Annotated in this window: 16 protein-coding genes; 6 read left to right on the forward strand and 10 right to left on the reverse strand. The window is 71.0% G+C overall.

Annotated elements, in window-relative coordinates; all coding sequences use genetic code 11:
• Positions 1 to 3: 3 nt before the first annotated feature.
• From I4J89_RS26800 to I4J89_RS26815, 4 genes are read right to left on the reverse strand one after another with little or no spacing between them, the layout of a single operon-like run.
• Entirely contained in the window at positions 4 to 1,608 is a 1,605-nt protein-coding gene (locus tag I4J89_RS26800) for an NAD(P)-binding protein (protein WP_507236530.1), read from the reverse strand.
• Positions 1,584 to 2,735: a thiolase family protein gene (locus tag I4J89_RS26805; RefSeq protein ID WP_196416844.1), complete on the reverse strand. Its 1,152-nt coding sequence runs from the start codon at positions 2,733 to 2,735 to the stop codon at positions 1,584 to 1,586. The genes I4J89_RS26800 and I4J89_RS26805 overlap by 25 nt, the downstream gene beginning before the upstream one ends.
• Positions 2,735 to 3,730 (reverse strand): thiolase family protein, encoded by a 996-nt coding sequence (locus tag I4J89_RS26810; protein WP_196416845.1) that lies wholly within the window; start codon positions 3,728 to 3,730, stop codon positions 2,735 to 2,737. Before I4J89_RS26810 ends, I4J89_RS26805 begins: the two co-directional genes overlap by 1 nt.
• Complete coding sequence (locus I4J89_RS26815) at positions 3,727 to 4,623, reverse strand: Zn-ribbon domain-containing OB-fold protein (protein ID WP_196416914.1); 897 nt, start codon at positions 4,621 to 4,623, stop codon at positions 3,727 to 3,729. Before I4J89_RS26815 ends, I4J89_RS26810 begins: the two co-directional genes overlap by 4 nt.
• A 100-nt stretch (positions 4,624 to 4,723) precedes the next feature.
• Between I4J89_RS26815 and I4J89_RS26820 the strand changes: the two genes are divergently transcribed.
• Positions 4,724 to 6,256 (forward strand): acyl-CoA synthetase, encoded by a 1,533-nt coding sequence (locus tag I4J89_RS26820; protein ID WP_196416846.1) that lies wholly within the window; start codon positions 4,724 to 4,726, stop codon positions 6,254 to 6,256.
• Here I4J89_RS26820 and I4J89_RS26825 read toward each other — a convergent pair.
• Both I4J89_RS26825 and I4J89_RS26830 read right to left on the reverse strand, forming a co-directional pair.
• Positions 6,253 to 7,005 carry an SAM-dependent methyltransferase gene (locus I4J89_RS26825; protein ID WP_196416847.1) on the reverse strand — a complete coding sequence of 251 codons (753 nt, stop codon included), beginning with the start codon at positions 7,003 to 7,005 and terminating at the stop codon, positions 6,253 to 6,255. The two genes, I4J89_RS26820 and I4J89_RS26825, sit on opposite strands and share 4 nt — an antisense overlap.
• Before the next feature lie 44 nt (positions 7,006 to 7,049).
• Entirely contained in the window at positions 7,050 to 7,832 is a 783-nt protein-coding gene (locus I4J89_RS26830) for a crotonase/enoyl-CoA hydratase family protein (protein WP_196416848.1), read from the reverse strand.
• Between the two features lie 61 nt (positions 7,833 to 7,893).
• On the opposite strand from I4J89_RS26830, the gene I4J89_RS26835 reads away from it, so the two are divergent.
• Both I4J89_RS26835 and I4J89_RS26840 read left to right on the forward strand, forming a co-directional pair.
• Positions 7,894 to 9,501, forward strand: coding sequence for an acyl-CoA synthetase (locus I4J89_RS26835; protein ID WP_196416849.1), 1,608 nt, complete (start codon positions 7,894 to 7,896; stop codon positions 9,499 to 9,501).
• Positions 9,491 to 10,585: an NAD(P)H-dependent flavin oxidoreductase gene (locus I4J89_RS26840; RefSeq protein WP_196416850.1), complete on the forward strand. Its 1,095-nt coding sequence runs from the start codon at positions 9,491 to 9,493 to the stop codon at positions 10,583 to 10,585. The genes I4J89_RS26835 and I4J89_RS26840 overlap by 11 nt, the downstream gene beginning before the upstream one ends.
• A 42-nt stretch (positions 10,586 to 10,627) precedes the next feature.
• Here I4J89_RS26840 and I4J89_RS26845 read toward each other — a convergent pair whose 3' ends face one another.
• From I4J89_RS26845 to I4J89_RS26860, 4 genes are all read right to left on the reverse strand, one after another.
• Positions 10,628 to 10,831, reverse strand: coding sequence for a cold-shock protein (locus I4J89_RS26845; protein ID WP_196416851.1), 204 nt, complete (start codon positions 10,829 to 10,831; stop codon positions 10,628 to 10,630).
• Between the two features lie 225 nt (positions 10,832 to 11,056).
• Complete coding sequence (locus tag I4J89_RS26850) at positions 11,057 to 11,263, reverse strand: hypothetical protein (RefSeq protein ID WP_196416852.1); 207 nt, start codon at positions 11,261 to 11,263, stop codon at positions 11,057 to 11,059.
• A gap of 53 nt (positions 11,264 to 11,316) precedes the next feature.
• Positions 11,317 to 13,203, reverse strand: a complete 1,887-nt coding sequence (locus I4J89_RS26855; RefSeq protein ID WP_196416853.1) for an ABC transporter ATP-binding protein — start codon at positions 13,201 to 13,203, stop codon at positions 11,317 to 11,319.
• 82 nt (positions 13,204 to 13,285) lie between these two features.
• Positions 13,286 to 14,293 (reverse strand): alcohol dehydrogenase catalytic domain-containing protein, encoded by a 1,008-nt coding sequence (locus I4J89_RS26860; protein ID WP_196416915.1) that lies wholly within the window; start codon positions 14,291 to 14,293, stop codon positions 13,286 to 13,288.
• A 78-nt stretch (positions 14,294 to 14,371) separates the two neighbouring features.
• Between I4J89_RS26860 and I4J89_RS26865 the strand changes: the two genes are divergently transcribed.
• The 3 genes from I4J89_RS26865 to I4J89_RS26875 are packed head-to-tail and all read left to right on the forward strand — an operon-like array spanning position 14,372 to position 17,396.
• Entirely contained in the window at positions 14,372 to 15,499 is a 1,128-nt protein-coding gene (locus I4J89_RS26865; RefSeq protein WP_196416854.1) for a hypothetical protein, read from the forward strand.
• Positions 15,500 to 15,501: 2 nt separating this feature from the next.
• A complete protein-coding gene (locus I4J89_RS26870) occupies positions 15,502 to 16,278 on the forward strand; it encodes an SDR family oxidoreductase (RefSeq protein WP_196416855.1) in 777 nt (258 codons plus the stop codon).
• Entirely contained in the window at positions 16,275 to 17,396 is a 1,122-nt protein-coding gene (locus I4J89_RS26875; RefSeq protein ID WP_196416856.1) for a sulfotransferase family protein, read from the forward strand. Before I4J89_RS26870 ends, I4J89_RS26875 begins: the two co-directional genes overlap by 4 nt.
• Positions 17,397 to 17,400: the final 4 nt, after the last annotated feature.

The following is a 17,400-nucleotide window of genomic DNA, read 5'->3' on the forward strand; positions in this document are numbered from 1 at the left end:
GTGCTACCGGGCCGGGAGGGCGTGGGTGGCCAGGAAGCGGTCCATGCAGCGCTCAGCGTTGGCCGTGATGGTGAGGGCGGGGTTGGCGAGGCACGTCGAGCCGGGCAGCAGGGCGCCGTCCACGCAGTACAGGTTGGTGTAGCCGGCCACCCGCCCGTCGAAGCCGGTGGCCTTGCCCATGACGAGGCCGCCGAGCGGATGGTAGGTGTTGCGCGAGCCCAGGCCCATGCCGGTGTTCCGGTCGTAGGTGGGCAGGCCGGTCAGCAGCGATCCCTTGCTGCCCTCGGTGGCCCACCACAACCGGGTGGCCAGGTCCCGCCCGGCCTTGTCCGATGAGGTGGCCATCTCCGCGTACGGCCAGTGCACCTTCCCGGTGCCGGTCGCCGCGTCGTAGCGGATCTCGCCGCGTTCCGGCGCCAGGCTGGTGATCAGGTGGGCGGTGGTCGACGGCAGCCAGGACGGGATCGGGGCCGCCTCCCAGGCCATCGACGCGGGGGCGTACGGGTTGCTGTCGTCGAAGAAGCGCGAGTTGCCCGGCCCGCCCTGCGCGCTGCCGACGGCTCTGCGCAGGTTGAGGCGGGCGATCAGGAAGTCCCCGTTGTTGCCCCAGCCCTTGCCCACCTCGGTGCTGGTCAGCCGGGGCAGCCGCCCGCGGGCGCGCGAGGTGAGCAGCAGTGACGTGCTGCCCAGCGAGCCGGCCGCCAGGAACAGGAATTCGGCGGCCAGCACCTTGGACGCCAGCACCGCACCGGTTTCGTCGATCTGCCGCGCCGCCACCTCGAACCGTTCCTGACCGGACACCTCACGGATCTCGGTGACCTCGTGCAACGGCAGCACGGTGACGTTGCCGGTGGCCTCCGCCCAGGCCAGGTAGTTGCGGTCGACGCTGTTCTTGGCGCCCGAGTTGCTGCCGAACGGGCCTTCGCCGATGGTGTGGCAGCGGACCGCCCGCCCGGCGAGTTCGTCGCGGATGACGTCCCAGTTCACCCCGAACGGCACGGGCACCGCGGTGCGGCCGAACTCGGCGACGTACTGGAGCCAGGCCCGCGCCGCCTCGAACCCGGGAGCGGCCTGCACGTCGGCGGGGATGGTGGCGGCGCCCAGGTTCTGCCGGGCGCGCGGCCAGTAGACACTCTCGAACTCGGAGTACGGCAGCTCGGCCGGGTACACCTTCTCCCAGTCGGCCCGGCGTGGCTGGGGGAGGAACATGCCGATCACCAGGGAGCCGCCGCCGACGCCCGCGCCGCACATCACCTGGATGCCGTCGCCGACGTGCTTCTGGATCAGCCCGGCCCGGCGCTCGATGACCTTGCTGGTGTCCAGGCCGAGCGGCGGCCGGTCACCGAACCAGGCGCAGCGCCAGTCCGGGTTGCTGATGGTGCAGAACGGGGCGGAGCCGGTCCAGCGGCGTCCCCGCTCGAGAACCGTCACCACCATCCCGGCCTGGGCGAGCCGGTACGCGGTCACCGCACCACCGAACCCACTGCCGATGATCACGGCGGTCCGCCCCTGCAGGGCGGGCACCTGCTTGAACGCGACGGCGCCGACGCTGAGGGCACCGGCTTGCAGTACGGTCCGGCGTCTCACGGTTGCCTCCCGACCACCCACATGGAGAAGAACTGGGATCCACCCCCGTACGCGTGCCCGAGCGCGGTAGCCGCCCCGGGCACCTGGTGCTCACCGGCCCGCCCCATCACCTGCATGGCCGCCTCGGCGAACCGCAGCAGCCCGGACGCGCCGATCGGGTTGGAACAGAGCACCCCGCCGGACGGGTTGACCGGCAGCGCTCCGCCGATCCGGGTCTCACCCGACTCGACGAGCTTCCACCCATCCCCTTGTCCGACAAAGCCGACGTTCTCCAGCCACATCGGTTCGAACCAGGAGAACGGCACGTAGAGCTCGGCCACGTCGATCTCGTCCAGCGGGGAGCGGATCCCGGCGGCGGCCCACAGCGCTTCCGCGGCCACCGCTCCGGCCCGCGGATTGACGTGGTCCTTCCCGGCGTAGAAGGTCGGCTCGGTCCGCATCGCCGTGGCCCGGATCCAGGCCACCTGTCGCGACGACGACGATGCCGCCTCGTCGTCGCCGATCACGATGGCGCAGGCCCCGTCCGACGAAGGACACGTCTCGTCGTAGCGAACCGGATCCCACAACATCCGCGAGGACTGCACCGACTCCAGGGTGATCTCCGGCTGGCGCAGGTGGGCGTACGGATTCAACGCCCCGTTCCGCCGATCCTTGACCGCGACCAGCGCACCGATGTGCGGAGGCGCCCCGAACCGGCGGATGTACGACCGGATGTGCGGCGCGAAGTACCCACCCGCCCCGGCCCCGATCGGCGCGGTGAACGGCGGCTGGATGGAGAGCGCCCACATCGCGTTCGACTCGGACTGCTTCTCGAACGCCACCGCGAGCACCCGCCGGTGCACCCCGGCCCGGACCAGGCTGGTCGCCACGATCGCGGTCGCCCCGCCCACGGACCCGGCGGTGTGCACCCGCAACAGCGGTTTCCCGGCCGCACCGAGGGCGGACGCCAGGAACAGTTCCGGCATCATCACGCCCTCGAACAGGTCCGGCGCCTTGCCGACCACCACCGCGTCGATCTGCGACCAGTCGGTGCCGGCGTCCGCCAGGGCCCGGTCGATCGCCTCCCGGCACAGTCCGGCCATCGACACGTCGGTTCTGCGGGCGCGGTGGTGCGTCTGCCCGGTACCGAGCACGGCTGCCCGTCTCATCACGCCTCCCCGGACGAAAGCACACAGACGAGGTTCTGCTGCAGGGCCGGTCCACTGGTGGCGTGCCCGGCCACCCGGTTCGCCCGCCCGGACATCACCTGCTCGGCCGCGACACCGATCCGCGACAGCCCGGCCGAGAACATCGCGTTGCCGTCACTCGGAATGATCTTTTCGGCCGGAAGCCCCAGCGCCGCCCGGAGCAGCAGCTCCTGATGGGTGAACGGCGCGTGCAACGCGACCAGGTCGAGGTCACCGTCCAACTCGGCGTCGTGACCCGCGGCGATCGCCGACGGCACCGTGGTCAGGTCCCGCTCGCCGAGCCCCTGCGGATCGACGCGATGCGCAAAGCCGGAGATCCAGGCGGGGCGCTCCCGCTGCACCCGGGCACGCTCGCCGGCGGCGAGCACGACGGCCGCCGCGCCGTCCTTCACCCGCGCCACGTCGTGGGCACGCAAGGGATCCGAGAGGTACGGCCGCCCGAGCATCGCCTCGACATCTCCGCCCTGATCACGGGCCGCCACGGTGGCCATGTCCCGTTCGGTGAACAGCCCGGCCTCCAGCCCGAGGCGGGCCTGCAACGCCGCCACGCTCACCGCGTCCGGCCAGAGCGGCGCCGCCGTGTACGGGTCCATCTGCAACGCCAGCACCCGGCTCAACTCACCGGCGCTGGCCTTCCCGAACCCGTAGACCAGCGCGGTCTCCGCCTCACCGGCGAGGATCTTGACGTACGCCTCGTACAGCGCCCACGCCGCGTCCATCTCCACGTGCGACTCGCTGATCGGCGGCACGGCTCCGATGGCATCGACCGCGTTGACGAACGAGAACGCCCGCCCGGCCAGATAGTCCGACGACCCGGAGCACCAGAAGCCGACCTCCTGTTTGGCCAGCCCGGCGTCCTCCAGGGCGTCCCGGATGACCGGGACCAGGGTCTCCACCCCGCTGGTGGTGAGCGAGTGGCCGGACTGCGCGAAACCGATGACGGCGACGGTGTTCACAGGTGCTCCGCGTACGACTCGTAGGGGGCGTCCGGCTCGCCGGTGGGTTCGAAGTGGGCGATGTTCTCCGGGGTGAACGACCACTGCTCCCGGTCGCGCCAGACCGCGGCGACCCGCAGGCCCATCCGGACCTGCTCGGCCCCGACGCCGAGGATCAGGTGCTGGATCGGGATGTCGGCGCCGTCCAGCAGGACCTGGGCCACCACGTACGGCGGGTCCAGGCGCTGCCCGGCGAACGGCACGTTGACCACGCAGAACGTCGTGACCATGCCGCGGTCGGCGATCTCCACCACCTCGTCCGGCGCGACCCCGTCGGCGGGGCAGACGCGCGGTGGCACGTACACCTTGTGGCAGGCCGGGCAACGCTGTCCGATCAGCCGGCCCTCGGCCAGGGCCCGCAGGTAGCGGTCCTCCTCGTCGGAGGTGGTGTGCCGGTAGCTCAGCCGGATCGGGGTCGTCATGATCGCGACCGGCTCGCCCTCGGCGGTCTCCGGCGTCGCCTCGGCCTCGCCCGGCTCGAAGCACTCGATGTCGCGGATGTGCCCGGTCCGATCGCCGGCCCACCTGATCCGCACGCGCAGGCCGGTCCGCAGGTGCTCCCGCGCTCCGGCGCCGACGGTGTGCAGCAGGGCGGTGTCCGCCCCGTCGAGCCGGACCAGAGCCCACCCGGACGACTGCCCCTCGGTCCAGGTCCAGCTGAGCACGGTGCCGGTGGGGGACACCTCGACCAGGTCGGTGACCGGCTCGCAGGTGACCGGGTCGTACTCCACCGGCGGCACGTGGACCCGCCCGTCCGCGGTCCGGCTGCCCAGCACCCGCCGGTCGCGCAGCCCCGCCATGAACCGGCCCAGCACCGGCCCGAGCGAGCGGGTGTAATCGAAGGCGATCGTCATGGGAGCTTCCACGACAACGAGTGAAACACGTTCCAATATTGTGCGGCAAGGAGCGTGTCAACGCCTTCTCTGTCGATGGAACGAGTTATAGAGTCGCCACATGACCGGGATCGGGATGTGGACCGTCGCGCACCAGTCACCGCAGTTGGCGGCCATCGTGGACACGGACGGCCGGACGGTCACCTACGGCGAGCTGGCGGGCGAGGCCGACCGGATCGCCCGGGGACTGCGGGCCACCGGGCTCGGCGCCGGGGACACCGTCGCGCTGCTGCTGCCGAACGGGGCCGACATCCTCACCGCCTATTTCGCCGCGGTGCAGATCGGGCTACACGTCGTACCGGTGAACTGGCATCTCACCGGGGCTGAGATCGGCTACATCCTGCGCGACAGCGGCGCGCGCGCCTTCATCGCGCACGAGCGGTTCGCCTCCGCCGCGCTGGACGCGGACTTCTCCGGCGACCGCTTCGCGGTCGGCGACATCCCGGGCTTTCTGCCTCTGGAGACGCTCGGCACGGGCGGATCAGGCAGACCCGACGGGCGTACGCTCGGCGCGCTCATGGTCTACACGTCCGGCACCTCGGGCCGCCCCAAGGGGGTACGCCGCCCGCTGCTCGGCCTCGACCCGGACGACGTGCCGCCCGTCTCGCTCTGGTTCTTCGGCCTCTTCGGACTCCGCCCGTTCGACGGCCACGTGCATCTGTGCTGCTCACCGCTCTACCACACGGCGGTGATGAACTTCGCGGCCATCTCGCTCCAGTTCGGGCACACCGTGGTCGTGATGGACCACTGGGACGCCGAGGACTTCCTGCGCCTGGTCGAACGGCACCGGGTCACGCACAGCCACATGGTCCCCACGCAGTTCCGCCGCCTGCTCGCCCTGCCCGCCGAGACCCGGGCCGCCTACGACGTCTCCTCGATGCGCGCGATGATCCACGGCGCCGCACCGTGCCCGCAGCCGGTCAAGCGGGAGATGCTGGACTGGTTCGGTCCCGTGGTGATCGAGTACTACGCGGCCTCCGAGGGCGGCGGCACCCTGATCACCGCCACCGAGTGGCTCGAGCGCCCCGGATCGGTGGGCCGCGCCTGGCCCGGCACCCGGGTCCGGGTCCTCGACGACGACGGCAAGGACGCCCCGGCCGGCACGCCCGGCCAGGTCTACCTGCAGATGGGCGACGCCACCTTCGAGTACCACAACGACGCCGACAAGACCCGCGCCTCCTGGCGGGACCGGATGTTCACCGTCGGCGACATCGGCTACCTGGACGACGACGGCTACCTCTTCCTGTGCGACCGCGCCTCCGACGTGATCATCACCGGCGGTGTGAACGTGTACCCGGCCGAGATCGAGAGCGAGCTGGCCGTCCACCCGTCCGTAGGTGACGTGGCGGTCTTCGGCATCCCGCACGACGAGTGGGGTGAGGAGATCAAGGCCGTGGTCCAGCCCGCTCCCGGCGTGACTCCCGGTCCCGAGCTGACCGTTTCGCTGATCGACTTCCTGGCCGCCCGCCTGGCGAAGTTCAAGCTTCCGCGCACCATCGACTACGTCGGCGAGCTGCCTCGGGACCCGAACGGCAAGCTCTACAAACGGCACCTGCGGGACCCGTACTGGGCCGGCCGGGATCGCGCCATCTAGTTCTTCCGTGCGGTGATCAGCGTGAAGCCGAGCAGCTCGCCCGCGTCCTTCTCCAGCATGTCGATCACCGGCTGAGGGCCCGGTTCCAGCGAGGCGCACGCCTGGGTCCAGAGCAGCCAGTCCCGCCAGCCGTCCTCCTGGAGCCGGGCCGACGTGACCGTCACCAGGTCGGTGATCTCCCACTGGAACCGCCACCACTGCGGGGTGTGCCAGGCGATCGCCTCCCAGCCCACCACCTCCTTGATGTGCGGCGGGATCGCCCCGAGCTCACGGATCTCCCGGGTCATGCCGGGGGTCGCCATCCCGAGCTGCCCGCCGGGTCGCAGGAACCGCGCCAGGTACGGCAGGTAGCTGTCCGCCGTCCCGAAGTACTCGAACGCGTCGATGCTGACGATCGCGTCGAACGACTCCTCCTCGAACGGCAGCTGATGCGCCTCGGCGTGCACGGCCCGCACCCGGTCGGCCACACCGGCCTCCGCGAACACCGCCGCGGCCTGGTCGGCCGGGATCCACCAGTCGGAGGCGACCACGTCCACCCCGAACTCCCGGGCCAGGAAGACCGAGGTGGCGCCCTTGCCGGAGCCGAGGTCGAGCACCCGCATCCCGGGTCGCAGGTCCAGGTCGCCGGTCAGGTCCTCGAGCAGCCACAGCGGGTGCGGGCCCATGTCCAGACCCAGCACCCACGCCGGGTCGTAATGCGCGGAGCGGGGATAACGGTCCGGGCGTACCAGGCGATCCAGAGCGGTCACGGGCCGACCCAAGCGGATATCCAGACCGGTGGCAACCAGATTTCTCAGCGGCCGCGGAAGACCGGGCGGCGCTTCTCGATGAAGGCGCGCGGCCCCTCCTTGGCGTCCTCGCTGGTGAATACCGCCACGCCGATGCGCGCCTCGACGGCGAACGCGTCGTCCTCGGCCATCCCCTCGGTCTCCCGGATGGTCCGCAGGATCGCCTGCACCGCGAGCGGGCCGTTGGCCGCGATCGCCTCGGCCAGTTCCAGTGCCTTGGCCAGCGCCTGCCCGTCCGGCACCACGTGCCCGATCAGGCCTGCCTGGAGCGCCTCGGCCGCGCTCAGATGCCGCCCGGTGAGCAGCAGCTCGGCGGCGACGGTGTACGGCAGCTGCCGCGGCAACCGGACCGCCGAACCGCCCAGCGGGAACAGTCCCCACCGCGCCTCGGACACCCCGAACCGGGCGCTCTCGCCGGCCACCCGCAGGTCGGTGGCCTGCAGGATCTCGGTGCCGCCGGCGACCGCCGGACCCTCGACCGCGGCGATCAGCGGCTTGCTCAGCCGGCGGCCCTTGAGCAGCGCGTCGATCCGGGACAGGTCGAGGCCGCCGTTGCCGGCGAAGTCGTCGCCGGGATGGGACTCGGTCATCGCCCGCAGGTCGGCTCCGGCGCAGAACGAGCCGCCGGCCCCGGTGAGGATCGCGACCCGGATCGACGGGTCGGCGTCCACCCGGTCCCAGGCCTCGCGCATCACGGCCATCATCTCGGACGAGAGCGCGTTGCGGACCTCCGGCCGGTTCATCGTGACGATCAGGATCGGTCCACGCTGTTCGACGAAGGCGTCCACGGATTCTCCTCCTGCGCGGCGGGTCTTGCCCTGGAACGATAACAGGTTCTACTTTCTGTTGATGGCGGCCAATATTGCGGACCTTTTCGAGCACGCGGTCGATGCCTTCCCGGATCGCGTCGCGGTGGCCTGCGGTGAGCGTGAACTGAGCTACGCCGAGCTGGAGGACGCCGCCAACCGTATGGCCCACTTCCTGCAAGATCGTGGAGTGGGCAAGGGCGATCACGTCGGGCTGTACGCGGGCAACTCGATCGAGGCCGTGGTGGCCATGGTCGCGGTGTACAAGCTCCGTGCCGTGGTCGTCAACGTCAACTTCCGATACGTCGAGAACGAGTTGCAATATCTCTTCGCCGACGCCGAGCTCACCGCGCTGATCCACGACCGCGGGTACGCGCCCAAGGTCGCCGCCGTGCTCCCGTCCGCGCCCGGCCTGCACACCACGGTCGCGCTGCCCGACGGCTCGGACGAGAAGACCGACGGGGTGCTCTATCAGGAGGCGCTCGCCGCCGGCCGCCCCGCCCGTGACTTCGGCGAACGCTCCGGCGACGACATCTACCTGCTCTACACCGGCGGCACCACCGGCTACCCGAAGGGCGTCGTCTGGCGGCACGAGGACGTCTGGCGGGTCCTCGGTGGTGGGATCGACTTCATGTCCGGCGTACCGCTGGAGGACGAGTGGGCGCAGAGCCGGCGCGGCGCCGAGATGCCCCCGATGACCCGGCTCTGCCTCGCTCCGCTGATCCACGGCAACGCCCAGTGGGCCGCGCTGGCCGCCCTCTTCAACGGCGACACCGTGGTGCTCCTGCCGCACTTCGACGCGGAGGAGGTCTGGCGCACCATCGAGCGCCGCAAGGTCACCGTGGTCGTGCTGATCGGGGACGCGATGGCCCGCCCGATCATCGAGGCGTACCTGGCCGGCCACTACGACGGTTCGTCGCTGGTGGCGATCTCCTCCAGCGCGGCGCTGTTCTCCCCGTCGGTGAAACGCCAGTACCTGGAGGCGCTGCCGAACACCATGGTCACCGACGCGATCGGCTCCTCGGAGACCGGCTTCGCCGGCCTCGGCATCGTCGCCGACGTCCAGGGCGGCGCGGTGGACGGCCCCCGGGTGATGCCCGGCCCGAACACCATCGTCATCGACGAGTACGGCAAGAAGGCGCCACCCGGCGTGATCGGCCGGCTGGCCCGCGGCGGGCACGTGCCGCTCGGCTACTACAAGGACCCGGAGAAGACGGCGGCGCTGCTCACCGAGGTCGACGGCGTCCGCTACGCCATACCCGGCGACCTGGCCCGGCTCGAGGAGGACGGCACCATCACCCTGCTCGGGCGCGGTAACACCTGCGTCAACACCGGCGGCGAGAAGGTTTTCCCGGAAGAGGTCGAGGGCGCGCTGAAAGCACATCCGGACGTCTTCGACGCCCTGGTCATCGGGGCACCCGACGAACGGCTCGGCCAGAAGGTGGTCGCTCTGGTCCAACCCCGCGACGGCGTACGGGTGGACCTGGACGACCTGGAGAGACACGTCAGACAACGGATCGCCGGCTACAAGGTGCCCCGCTCGGTGTGGCTGGTGGACCGGATCGCCCGCACCATCAGCGGCAAGGCCGACTACCGCTGGGCCCACGAGTACACCCGCACCCACACCGAGGCGGTGCGGAGTGCGGACTGACCTGTGCGACCTGTTCGGCATCGACGTCCCGATCGTCGGGTTCAGCCCGTCCGAGCACGTCGTCGCGGCGATCAGCAAGGCCGGCGGGCTCGGCGTCCTCGGCTGCGTACGCTTCAACGACCCCGGCGAACTCGACGCCGTGCTGACCTGGCTGGACCACGAGGTCGGCGACCGTCCGTACGGGGTGGACGTGGTGATGCCCGGCCGGGTGCCGACCGAGGGGACCCCGTCCGACCTGAACGAGCTGATCCCGCCCGGGCACCGGGACTTCGTCGAGCGCACCCTGATGCGGCTGGGAGTCCCGCCGCTGGGCGTCGACGAGTCGAGTCGTGCCGGGGTGCTGGGCTGGCTGCACTCGGTCGCGCGTAGCCATGTCGAGGTGGCGCTCACCCACCCGGCCCGGCTGATCGCCAACGCGCTCGGCCCGCCGCCCGCCGACGTGATCGAGCAGGCCCACGCGCACGGGCTTCAGGTCGCGGCCCTGGCCGGCCGAGCCGATCACGCCCGCAGCCATCTCGCGGCCGGCGTGGACGTGGTGGTGGCGCAGGGGTACGAGGCCGGCGGGCACACCGGCGAGATCGGCAGCATGGTGCTGATCCCGGAGATCGTCGACGCGGTCGGCGGGCGGGTCCCGGTGCTGGCGGCCGGTGGCATCGGCAGCGGACGGCAGATCGCCGCTGCTCTGGCGCTGGGGGCCCGCGGGGTGTGGATGGGCTCGGTGTGGCTCGGCACCGCGGAGTATCAGGCGACCCAGGCCCTGCGCGAGGCGCTGCTGAAGGCGGGGTCGGGTGACACCGTGCGAAGCCGCGTCTACACCGGCAAACCGGCCCGGCTGCTGCGCAACCGCTGGACCGAGGCGTGGAATGACGCGGAGGCGCCGAGGCCGCTGCCGATGCCGCTGCAGAACCTGCTGGTGTCGCGGGCGCACGACCGGCTGATGGCCTCCGGCGACCCGAGCGTGGTGCCGATGCCGGTCGGCCAGATCGTCGGCCGGATGAACGAGGTCCGCCCGGTCGCCGCGGTCCTCGCCGACCTCGTCACCGAGGCCGACGAGACCCTGGCTCGCTTGGCGAAACTCACCTGAACGGCGGCGGCTCCTCGCCGGAGCCGCTCAGCCGTCGAGGAGTCAGAGCGGGCGGATGTTCTCCGCCTGGAGACCCTTGGCGCCCTGCGTGACGTCGAACTCGACGCGCTGGTTCTCCTCAAGGGTGCGGTACCCGTTGGTCACGATGGCGGAGAAGTGCGCGAACACGTCACCGTCACCGCTGTCCTGGGTGATGAAGCCGAATCCCTTTTCGCCGTTGAACCACTTCACGGTACCGGTGGCCATGATTTACTCCTCGCCAGCTCGTGGGGCGCCGCACCGTGCGGAGCCTCGCGTCGCCGCATTTGATGACCCGCCGGTAACCCGGGCACCGACGAAAAAAGGCCCGACGGGATCAGATACCCATCAGGCGTCAAGAACGTCTACGGTAATCAAAAATGCAACGCGGACAAGCTAGCACACAAATGTGGCCGACAGGGGCGTACCCCCATCGGCGTGACATCGCCCACCTCAGGTGGGGTCGATCCCGCCTGCGGCGACCCGCTGAACCAGTCGACCCGCCGCAGGCGGAAAAATCATGGCGCGGCCGCCGTCAAGATCGGCGGGTGGCGTCAGGGAATCGGGATCCGCGTGGTGGCCGGCGTCGTGCGCGATCACCGGAAAATCGAGATCCGTTGAATCGACCGTAGCACGGATCCGATTTCCGATGGCGCTCATGATCATCAGGGAAATTCGTGTCCGGCGAATTCCGGCGCGAATTTCCGATCGTTTCAGGCCGCCGTCGGCGCGCCGGAGCGACCCGAATCGAACTGGGTGTCGTGCAGTTCGGTGTAGCGGCCGCCGGCGGCCAGCAACTCGGCGTGGGTGCCCCGCTCCACCACCTGACCGCCCTCGACGACCAGGATCAGGTCGGCGGCACGGACCGTGGACAACCGGTGCGCGATGACCACCGCGGTCCGGCCGGCCAGGGCCTCGCCGAGGGCGGCCTGCACCGCCTGCTCCGAGGTCGAGTCCAGGTGTGCGGTCGCCTCGTCGAGCACCACCACCCGGGGCCGGGCCAGCAGCAGCCGGGCGATCGTCAGCCGCTGGCGCTCACCGCCGGAGAGCCGGTAACCGCGCTCGCCGATCACCGTGTCCAGCCCGTCGGGCAGGCTCTCGACCAGCTCGGCGATGCGCGCCCGGCGCAGCACCTCCCACAGCTCTTCCTCGGTCGCCTCCGGACGGGCGAACAGCAGGTTGGCGCGGACCGAGTCGTGGAAGAGGTGACCGTCCTGAGTGACCATGCCGAGGGTGTGCCGCAGCGAGTCCGCCCGCACGTCGCGCACGTCCACCCCGGCCAGCCGCACCGCACCGGAACCGGCGTCGTAGAGCCGGGGAAGCAGCGACGCCATCGTCGATTTCCCGGCGCCGGAGGACCCGACCAGGGCCACCATCTGCCCCGGCTCGACGCGGAACGACACGTCGTGCAGCACCTCCACACCGCCCCGGGTGTCAAGCGTCGCCACCTCCTCCAGCGACGCCAGGGACACCTTGTCGGCCGACGGGTACGCGAAGCGGACCCCGTCGAACTCCACCGACACCGGCCCGTCCGGCACCGGGCGTGCGTCCGGCTTCTCCTCGATCAGCGGCTTGAGATCGAGCACCTCGAACACCCGCTCGAAGCTGACCAGCGCGCTCATCACCTCGACGCGGGCGCTGGCCAGCGAGGTCAGCGGCGCGTACAGCCTGGTCAGGAGCAGGGCCAGGGCGACGACGGCGCCGGGATCGAGCTGACCGCGCAGCGCGTAGAAGCCGCCGAGCCCGTAGACCAGCGCGAGGGCGAGGGCCGACACCGACGTCAGAGCGGTCAGGAACACCCACTGGACCATCGCCGTGCGCACCCCGATGTCGCGGACCCGCCGGGCTCGCGCGGCGAACTCCGCCGACTCGACGTCGGGCCGGCCGTAGAGCTTGACAAGCGTCGCTCCGGGCGCGGAGAACCGCTCGGTCATCTGCGTGTTCATCGCCGCGTTGTGCCCGGCGGCCTCCCGTTCGAGCCGGGCCAGCCGGCTGCCCATCCGCCGGGCGGGCAGCACGAAGATCGGTAGCAGCATGAGCGCCAGGAGCGTGATCTGCCAGGAGATGCCGATCATGACGATCAGCGTCAGGATCAGCGTGACGAGGTTGCCGATCACCCCGGAGAGGGTGTCGCTGAACGCCCGCTGAGCCCCGATCACGTCGTTGTTGAGCCGGCTGACCAGCGCGCCCGTGCGGGTCCGGGTGAAGAACGCGACAGGCATCCGCTGCACGTGGTCGAACACCGCGGTCCGCAGGTCGAGGATCAGCCCCTCGCCGATGCTCGCGGAGAGCCACCGCTGTACCAGTCCGAGCCCGGCCTCCAGGAGGGCGATCACCGCGATCGCGGCGGCCAGCCCGATCACCAGCTCGGTGGTGCCGCCGCCGACGATCGCGTTCACCACCCGGCCGGCCAGCACCGGGGTGGCCACGGCCAGGAACGCCGTCACCACGCTCAACAACAGGAACCCGGCGAGCGCACGCTTGTGCGGCCGGGCGAAACCGGCGATGCGGCGCAGCGTGGCCATCGAAAACGGCCGCCGGTCGTCCTGCTGGTTCATCGCGTGGTACATCGAGTTCCACGCGGCGACTTCCATGCTCATGTCGAAGAACCTCCCCGACCCCGAACCTGCCACCTCACCTCGGGTTCAAGTCAAGGCATTTCCGGTCGGAGTCGCGCGGAGTTCACTCCAGGACGATCACCGCGCGGCCGGTGAGTGTTCCGGCGGCCAACTGGGCGTACGCGTCGCCGGCGGAGTCGAATCCGAACGTGGTGACCTCGTTGCGAATCAGTCCGGCCCCGGCCAGGGCGATCACCTCCTGGGCGTCCGCGATCGACGATCCCTGGAAGGTGAAGACCTCGCCGTCGCGCGGCAGCGTGCCGAACCAGGGCGCGGTCAGCCGGCCACCGGCCGAGCCGATCAGCCCGAAAGCGCCACCGGGCCGGACCGCGGCGATCCCGGCCGCGATCGTCTCGTCGGTGCCGACGAAGTCGAGCACCACGTCAGCGGCACCGGCGAAGCCAGAGATGTCGGAAAGCGGGTCGGCGCCGAGGGAACGCGCGTAGTCACGGCGGACCGCGACCGGATCCACCGCGGTCACCCGCGCTCCACTGAGCACGCGCAGGAACTGCACCGCGAACGCACCGAGCCCGCCCACGCCGATCACCACCACGGTGCCGCCGGCCGTGATCCGGGGGAGTGCCCGCCGTACCGCGTGATAGGCGGTGGCGCCCGCGTCGGTGAGCGGGCCGGCCTCGCGCGGGTCGAGATCACCGAGCGGCAGCACGGCACGGGGCCCGTCGACCAGCACATAGTCGGCCAGGCCGCCGTCTCGCCCGTACCCGCGCCCGGTCAGCCCGTGCGGGCACATGCTGTCCTGTCCGCGCAAGCAGAACCGGCAGGTTCCGCAGGAGGCCGGAGAGACCAGCGCGACCGCCTCGCCCAGGGTGAGGCCCTCGACGCCGGCGCCCAGGGCGGCCACCCGGCCGGCGGTCTCGTGGCCGAGGGTGAACGGCATCCGCCAGCCGAGTTTCTCGCCGACCACCTGCGGCATCCGCCGCATAGTCAGGTCGGAGCGGCACAGCCCGCAGCCGGCCACCCGCACCAGGACCTCGCCCGGTCCGGGTGCCGGCACCGGCACGGTGGTCGCTCGCGACGGTTCGCCCCAGCCCGTCATCCGGTACGCACGCATCGACTCCACTGGAACACGTTATCGCAAGAACCAGCAGCCACGTTGACCGAATATTAGAACCAGTTCTAGGCTCGTGGCATGCTAACGCAGCCGTTCGCGGAAGCCATCCAGCAGGCGGAGAAGATCATCACGAGCGCGCCGCACGTGCTCGGCGATCAGGATCTGGTCGAGGGCTACGACTACCTGGCCGGCAGCATCCGGGCCTCGATCCAGATGGCCGGCGCCTACGAGCGCGACTTCCCCTACTTCGTCCGCTCCACCGGCCCCTACACCAAGATGGGCCTGGACAACCCGGACACCCTCTATTTCCACGCCTGGCTGCGCGACGACACCGAGTACGTCGTCACCGGCGTCCGCGGCACCACCGCCGACCTGAGCTTCCAGCTGCTCGACGGCGACTACTCGCCGGTCGAGGTGCCGGGCAGCCTGGCCGCCTTCGACGACCGCGAGATCGACATCGCGGCCGACGGCACCTTCGAGATCACCCTGGGCCCGGCCCGGAACGCCGCCATGCTCGTGGTCCGCGAGGTCTACCACGACTGGGCCGCGGAGCGCCCCGGCATGCTGCGCATCCACCGCGCCGACCGGCTCGGCTCGGCGCCGCCGCCGCTCACCCTGGACCGGATGACCAAGAGGTACGGCGTGGCCGGCAAGATCCTGATCAGCCGGCTACGGACGTTCCTCGCCTTCGCCGAACGGTTCTACCTCGGGCTGCCGGTCAACACGCTCACCCCGCCCCGGCCCACCCCCGGCGGACTGTCCACCCAGTACTCCTCGGCCGGCCACTACGATCTGGACGACGACCAGGCCATGATCGTCACGGTTCCGGCGAGCGACGCGCCCTACCAGGGCATCCAGCTCGGCAGCATGTGGTACGTCTCCCTCGACTACATCAACCACCAGACCAGCCTCACCCGAGCGCAGGCACGCACCGACCCGGACGGGATGATCCGGTACGTCGTCAGCGAGCGGAACCCGGGCGTCACCAACTGGCTGGAGCGCACCGGGCACCGCCGCGGATACGTGCAGCTGCGCTGGCAACGGCTGTCCCGGCCGCTCGCCGCCGCGGACGGGCCCAAGGTCGACATCGTGGCCGTCGACGACCTGCCGAAGCAGTTGCCCTACTACGAGCCGATCAGCGCGGAGGCGTACCGGGAACGGATCGCCGCCCGGCAGGCCGCCACCGCGTACCGGATGCTGGGGTAGCCGTGCTGATCGCGGAGAAGGTCCTGGTCGTCGCCGGGGTCGGGCCCGGCCTGGGCCAGGCGGTCGCGGTACGCGCCGCGCAGCACGGCGCCGACGTGGTGCTGGCCGCCCGCACCGAGTCGCTGCTCGCCGACGTCGCCGGCAAGGTCACCGCGGCCGGCCGGCGAGCCCTCGCCGTACCCACCGACCTGACCGACGAGACCGCGGTGCGGCGGCTCGTGGACGCGGCCCTGACCGAGTTCGGCCGGGTCGACGCGCTGGTGCAGAACGCGTTCGCGATGCCTCCGATGCGCAGCCTCGGCAAGGTCGACCTGGACGAGATGCGGTCCGGCTTCGACGCCAACGTGCTCGCCGCGCTGAACACCATCCGCCTGTTCACGCCGGCCCTGGTCGAGTCCGGCGGCTCGGTCGTGGTGGTCAACTCGGCGGTGCTGCGGCACTCGCGCCGGCCGTTCGGGCCGTACAAGGTGGTGAAGGCGGGACTGCTGGCGGTGGCCCAGAACCTGGCCAGCGAGCTCGGGCCGAAAGGGGTCCGGGTCAACTCGGTGGCGCCGGGCTGGATCTGGGCGGACACCCTGCGGGCCTGGTTCGAGTACCAGGGTCTGCAACGGGGCGTACCGGCGCGGCAGATCTACGACGAGGTCGCGGCGAGCACCGACCTGCGGCGTCTCCCGGAGCCGGACGAGGTGGCGGACGCGATCCTCTTCCTCGCCTCCGACCTGGCGCGCGGCATCACCGGCGCGTGCCTCGACGTCAACTGCGGGGAGTTCCACCATTGAACGTCACCGAACGCACCGACGTGGGCACGGTCGAGGACCTGCACGCCTCGGCGACCCGGATCACCGGCCTCGACGACTTCGGGGACGGTGACGGCTATCTCGACGCGATGCGGGTGCTGCTTTCCGCGTACGCGATAGAAGCGAGCCTGACCCCGGCCGGCAGCAAGCAGACCCGCGGCCTGTTGCGCTCCGCGCTGATCTCCCGCCTGCTGGCGGAGGCCGCCTGGCGGCAATATCCGCAGCATGCGGAGGTGGCACTGCCTCGGCCGGTCTTCGTGACCGGCCTGCCGCGCACCGGCACCACCGCGCTGCACCGGCTGCTCACCGCCGACCCCGCGCACCAGGGACCGGAACACTGGCTCACCGAGGCGCCGCAGCCCCGCCCGCCCCGCGCCACCTGGACGGACAATCCGTTCTTCGTCGCACTGCGGGACGCCTACGCGCGTCATCCGGAGCTGACCGGCGTGCACTACATGGGACCGGAGCAGGTCGAGGAGTGCTGGCGGCTGTTCTGCCAGTCGATGACCTCGGTCTCCTTCGAGTGCACCGCGCACATCCCGTCCTACTCGGACTGGCTCGCCGCCTGCGACTGGACGCCCGCCTACCGGCGGCACCGCCGCAACCTCCAGCTCATCGGACTGCCCGACCAGGACCGGCGCTGGGTGCTGAAGAACCCGAGCCACCTGTTCGCGCTGGACGCCCTGCTCACCGTCTACCCCGACGCGGTGATCATCCAGACCCACCGGGATCCGCGTACCGCGATCGCCTCGGTGTGCAGCCTCAACGCCCGCGCCGCGGCCGGGTGGTCCACCCGCTTCCACGGCGAGGTCGTCGGCCGTACCCAGCTCGCCCTGTGGGCGCGCGGCCTGCGCCGCTTCCGCGCCGACCGCGCCCGGCACGATCCGGCACGTTTCATCGACGTCCGCTACGAGGACTTCGTCCGCGACCCGCTCGCCACGATCGAAGCGATCTACGATCGCCTGGGCAGCCCGCTGAGCACTCCGGCGCGAGCCGCCATGCAGCAGAACCTGCGCGGTACGCCCGAAGCGGTGCACCAATACGACCTGTCCTCGTTCGGTCTCACTCCCGCCGACGTCGACCGGGCTTTCAGCGGATAATGAC

Source organism: Actinoplanes aureus (assembly GCF_015704865.1).
GTDB lineage: Bacteria > Actinomycetota > Actinomycetes > Mycobacteriales > Micromonosporaceae > Actinoplanes > Actinoplanes aureus.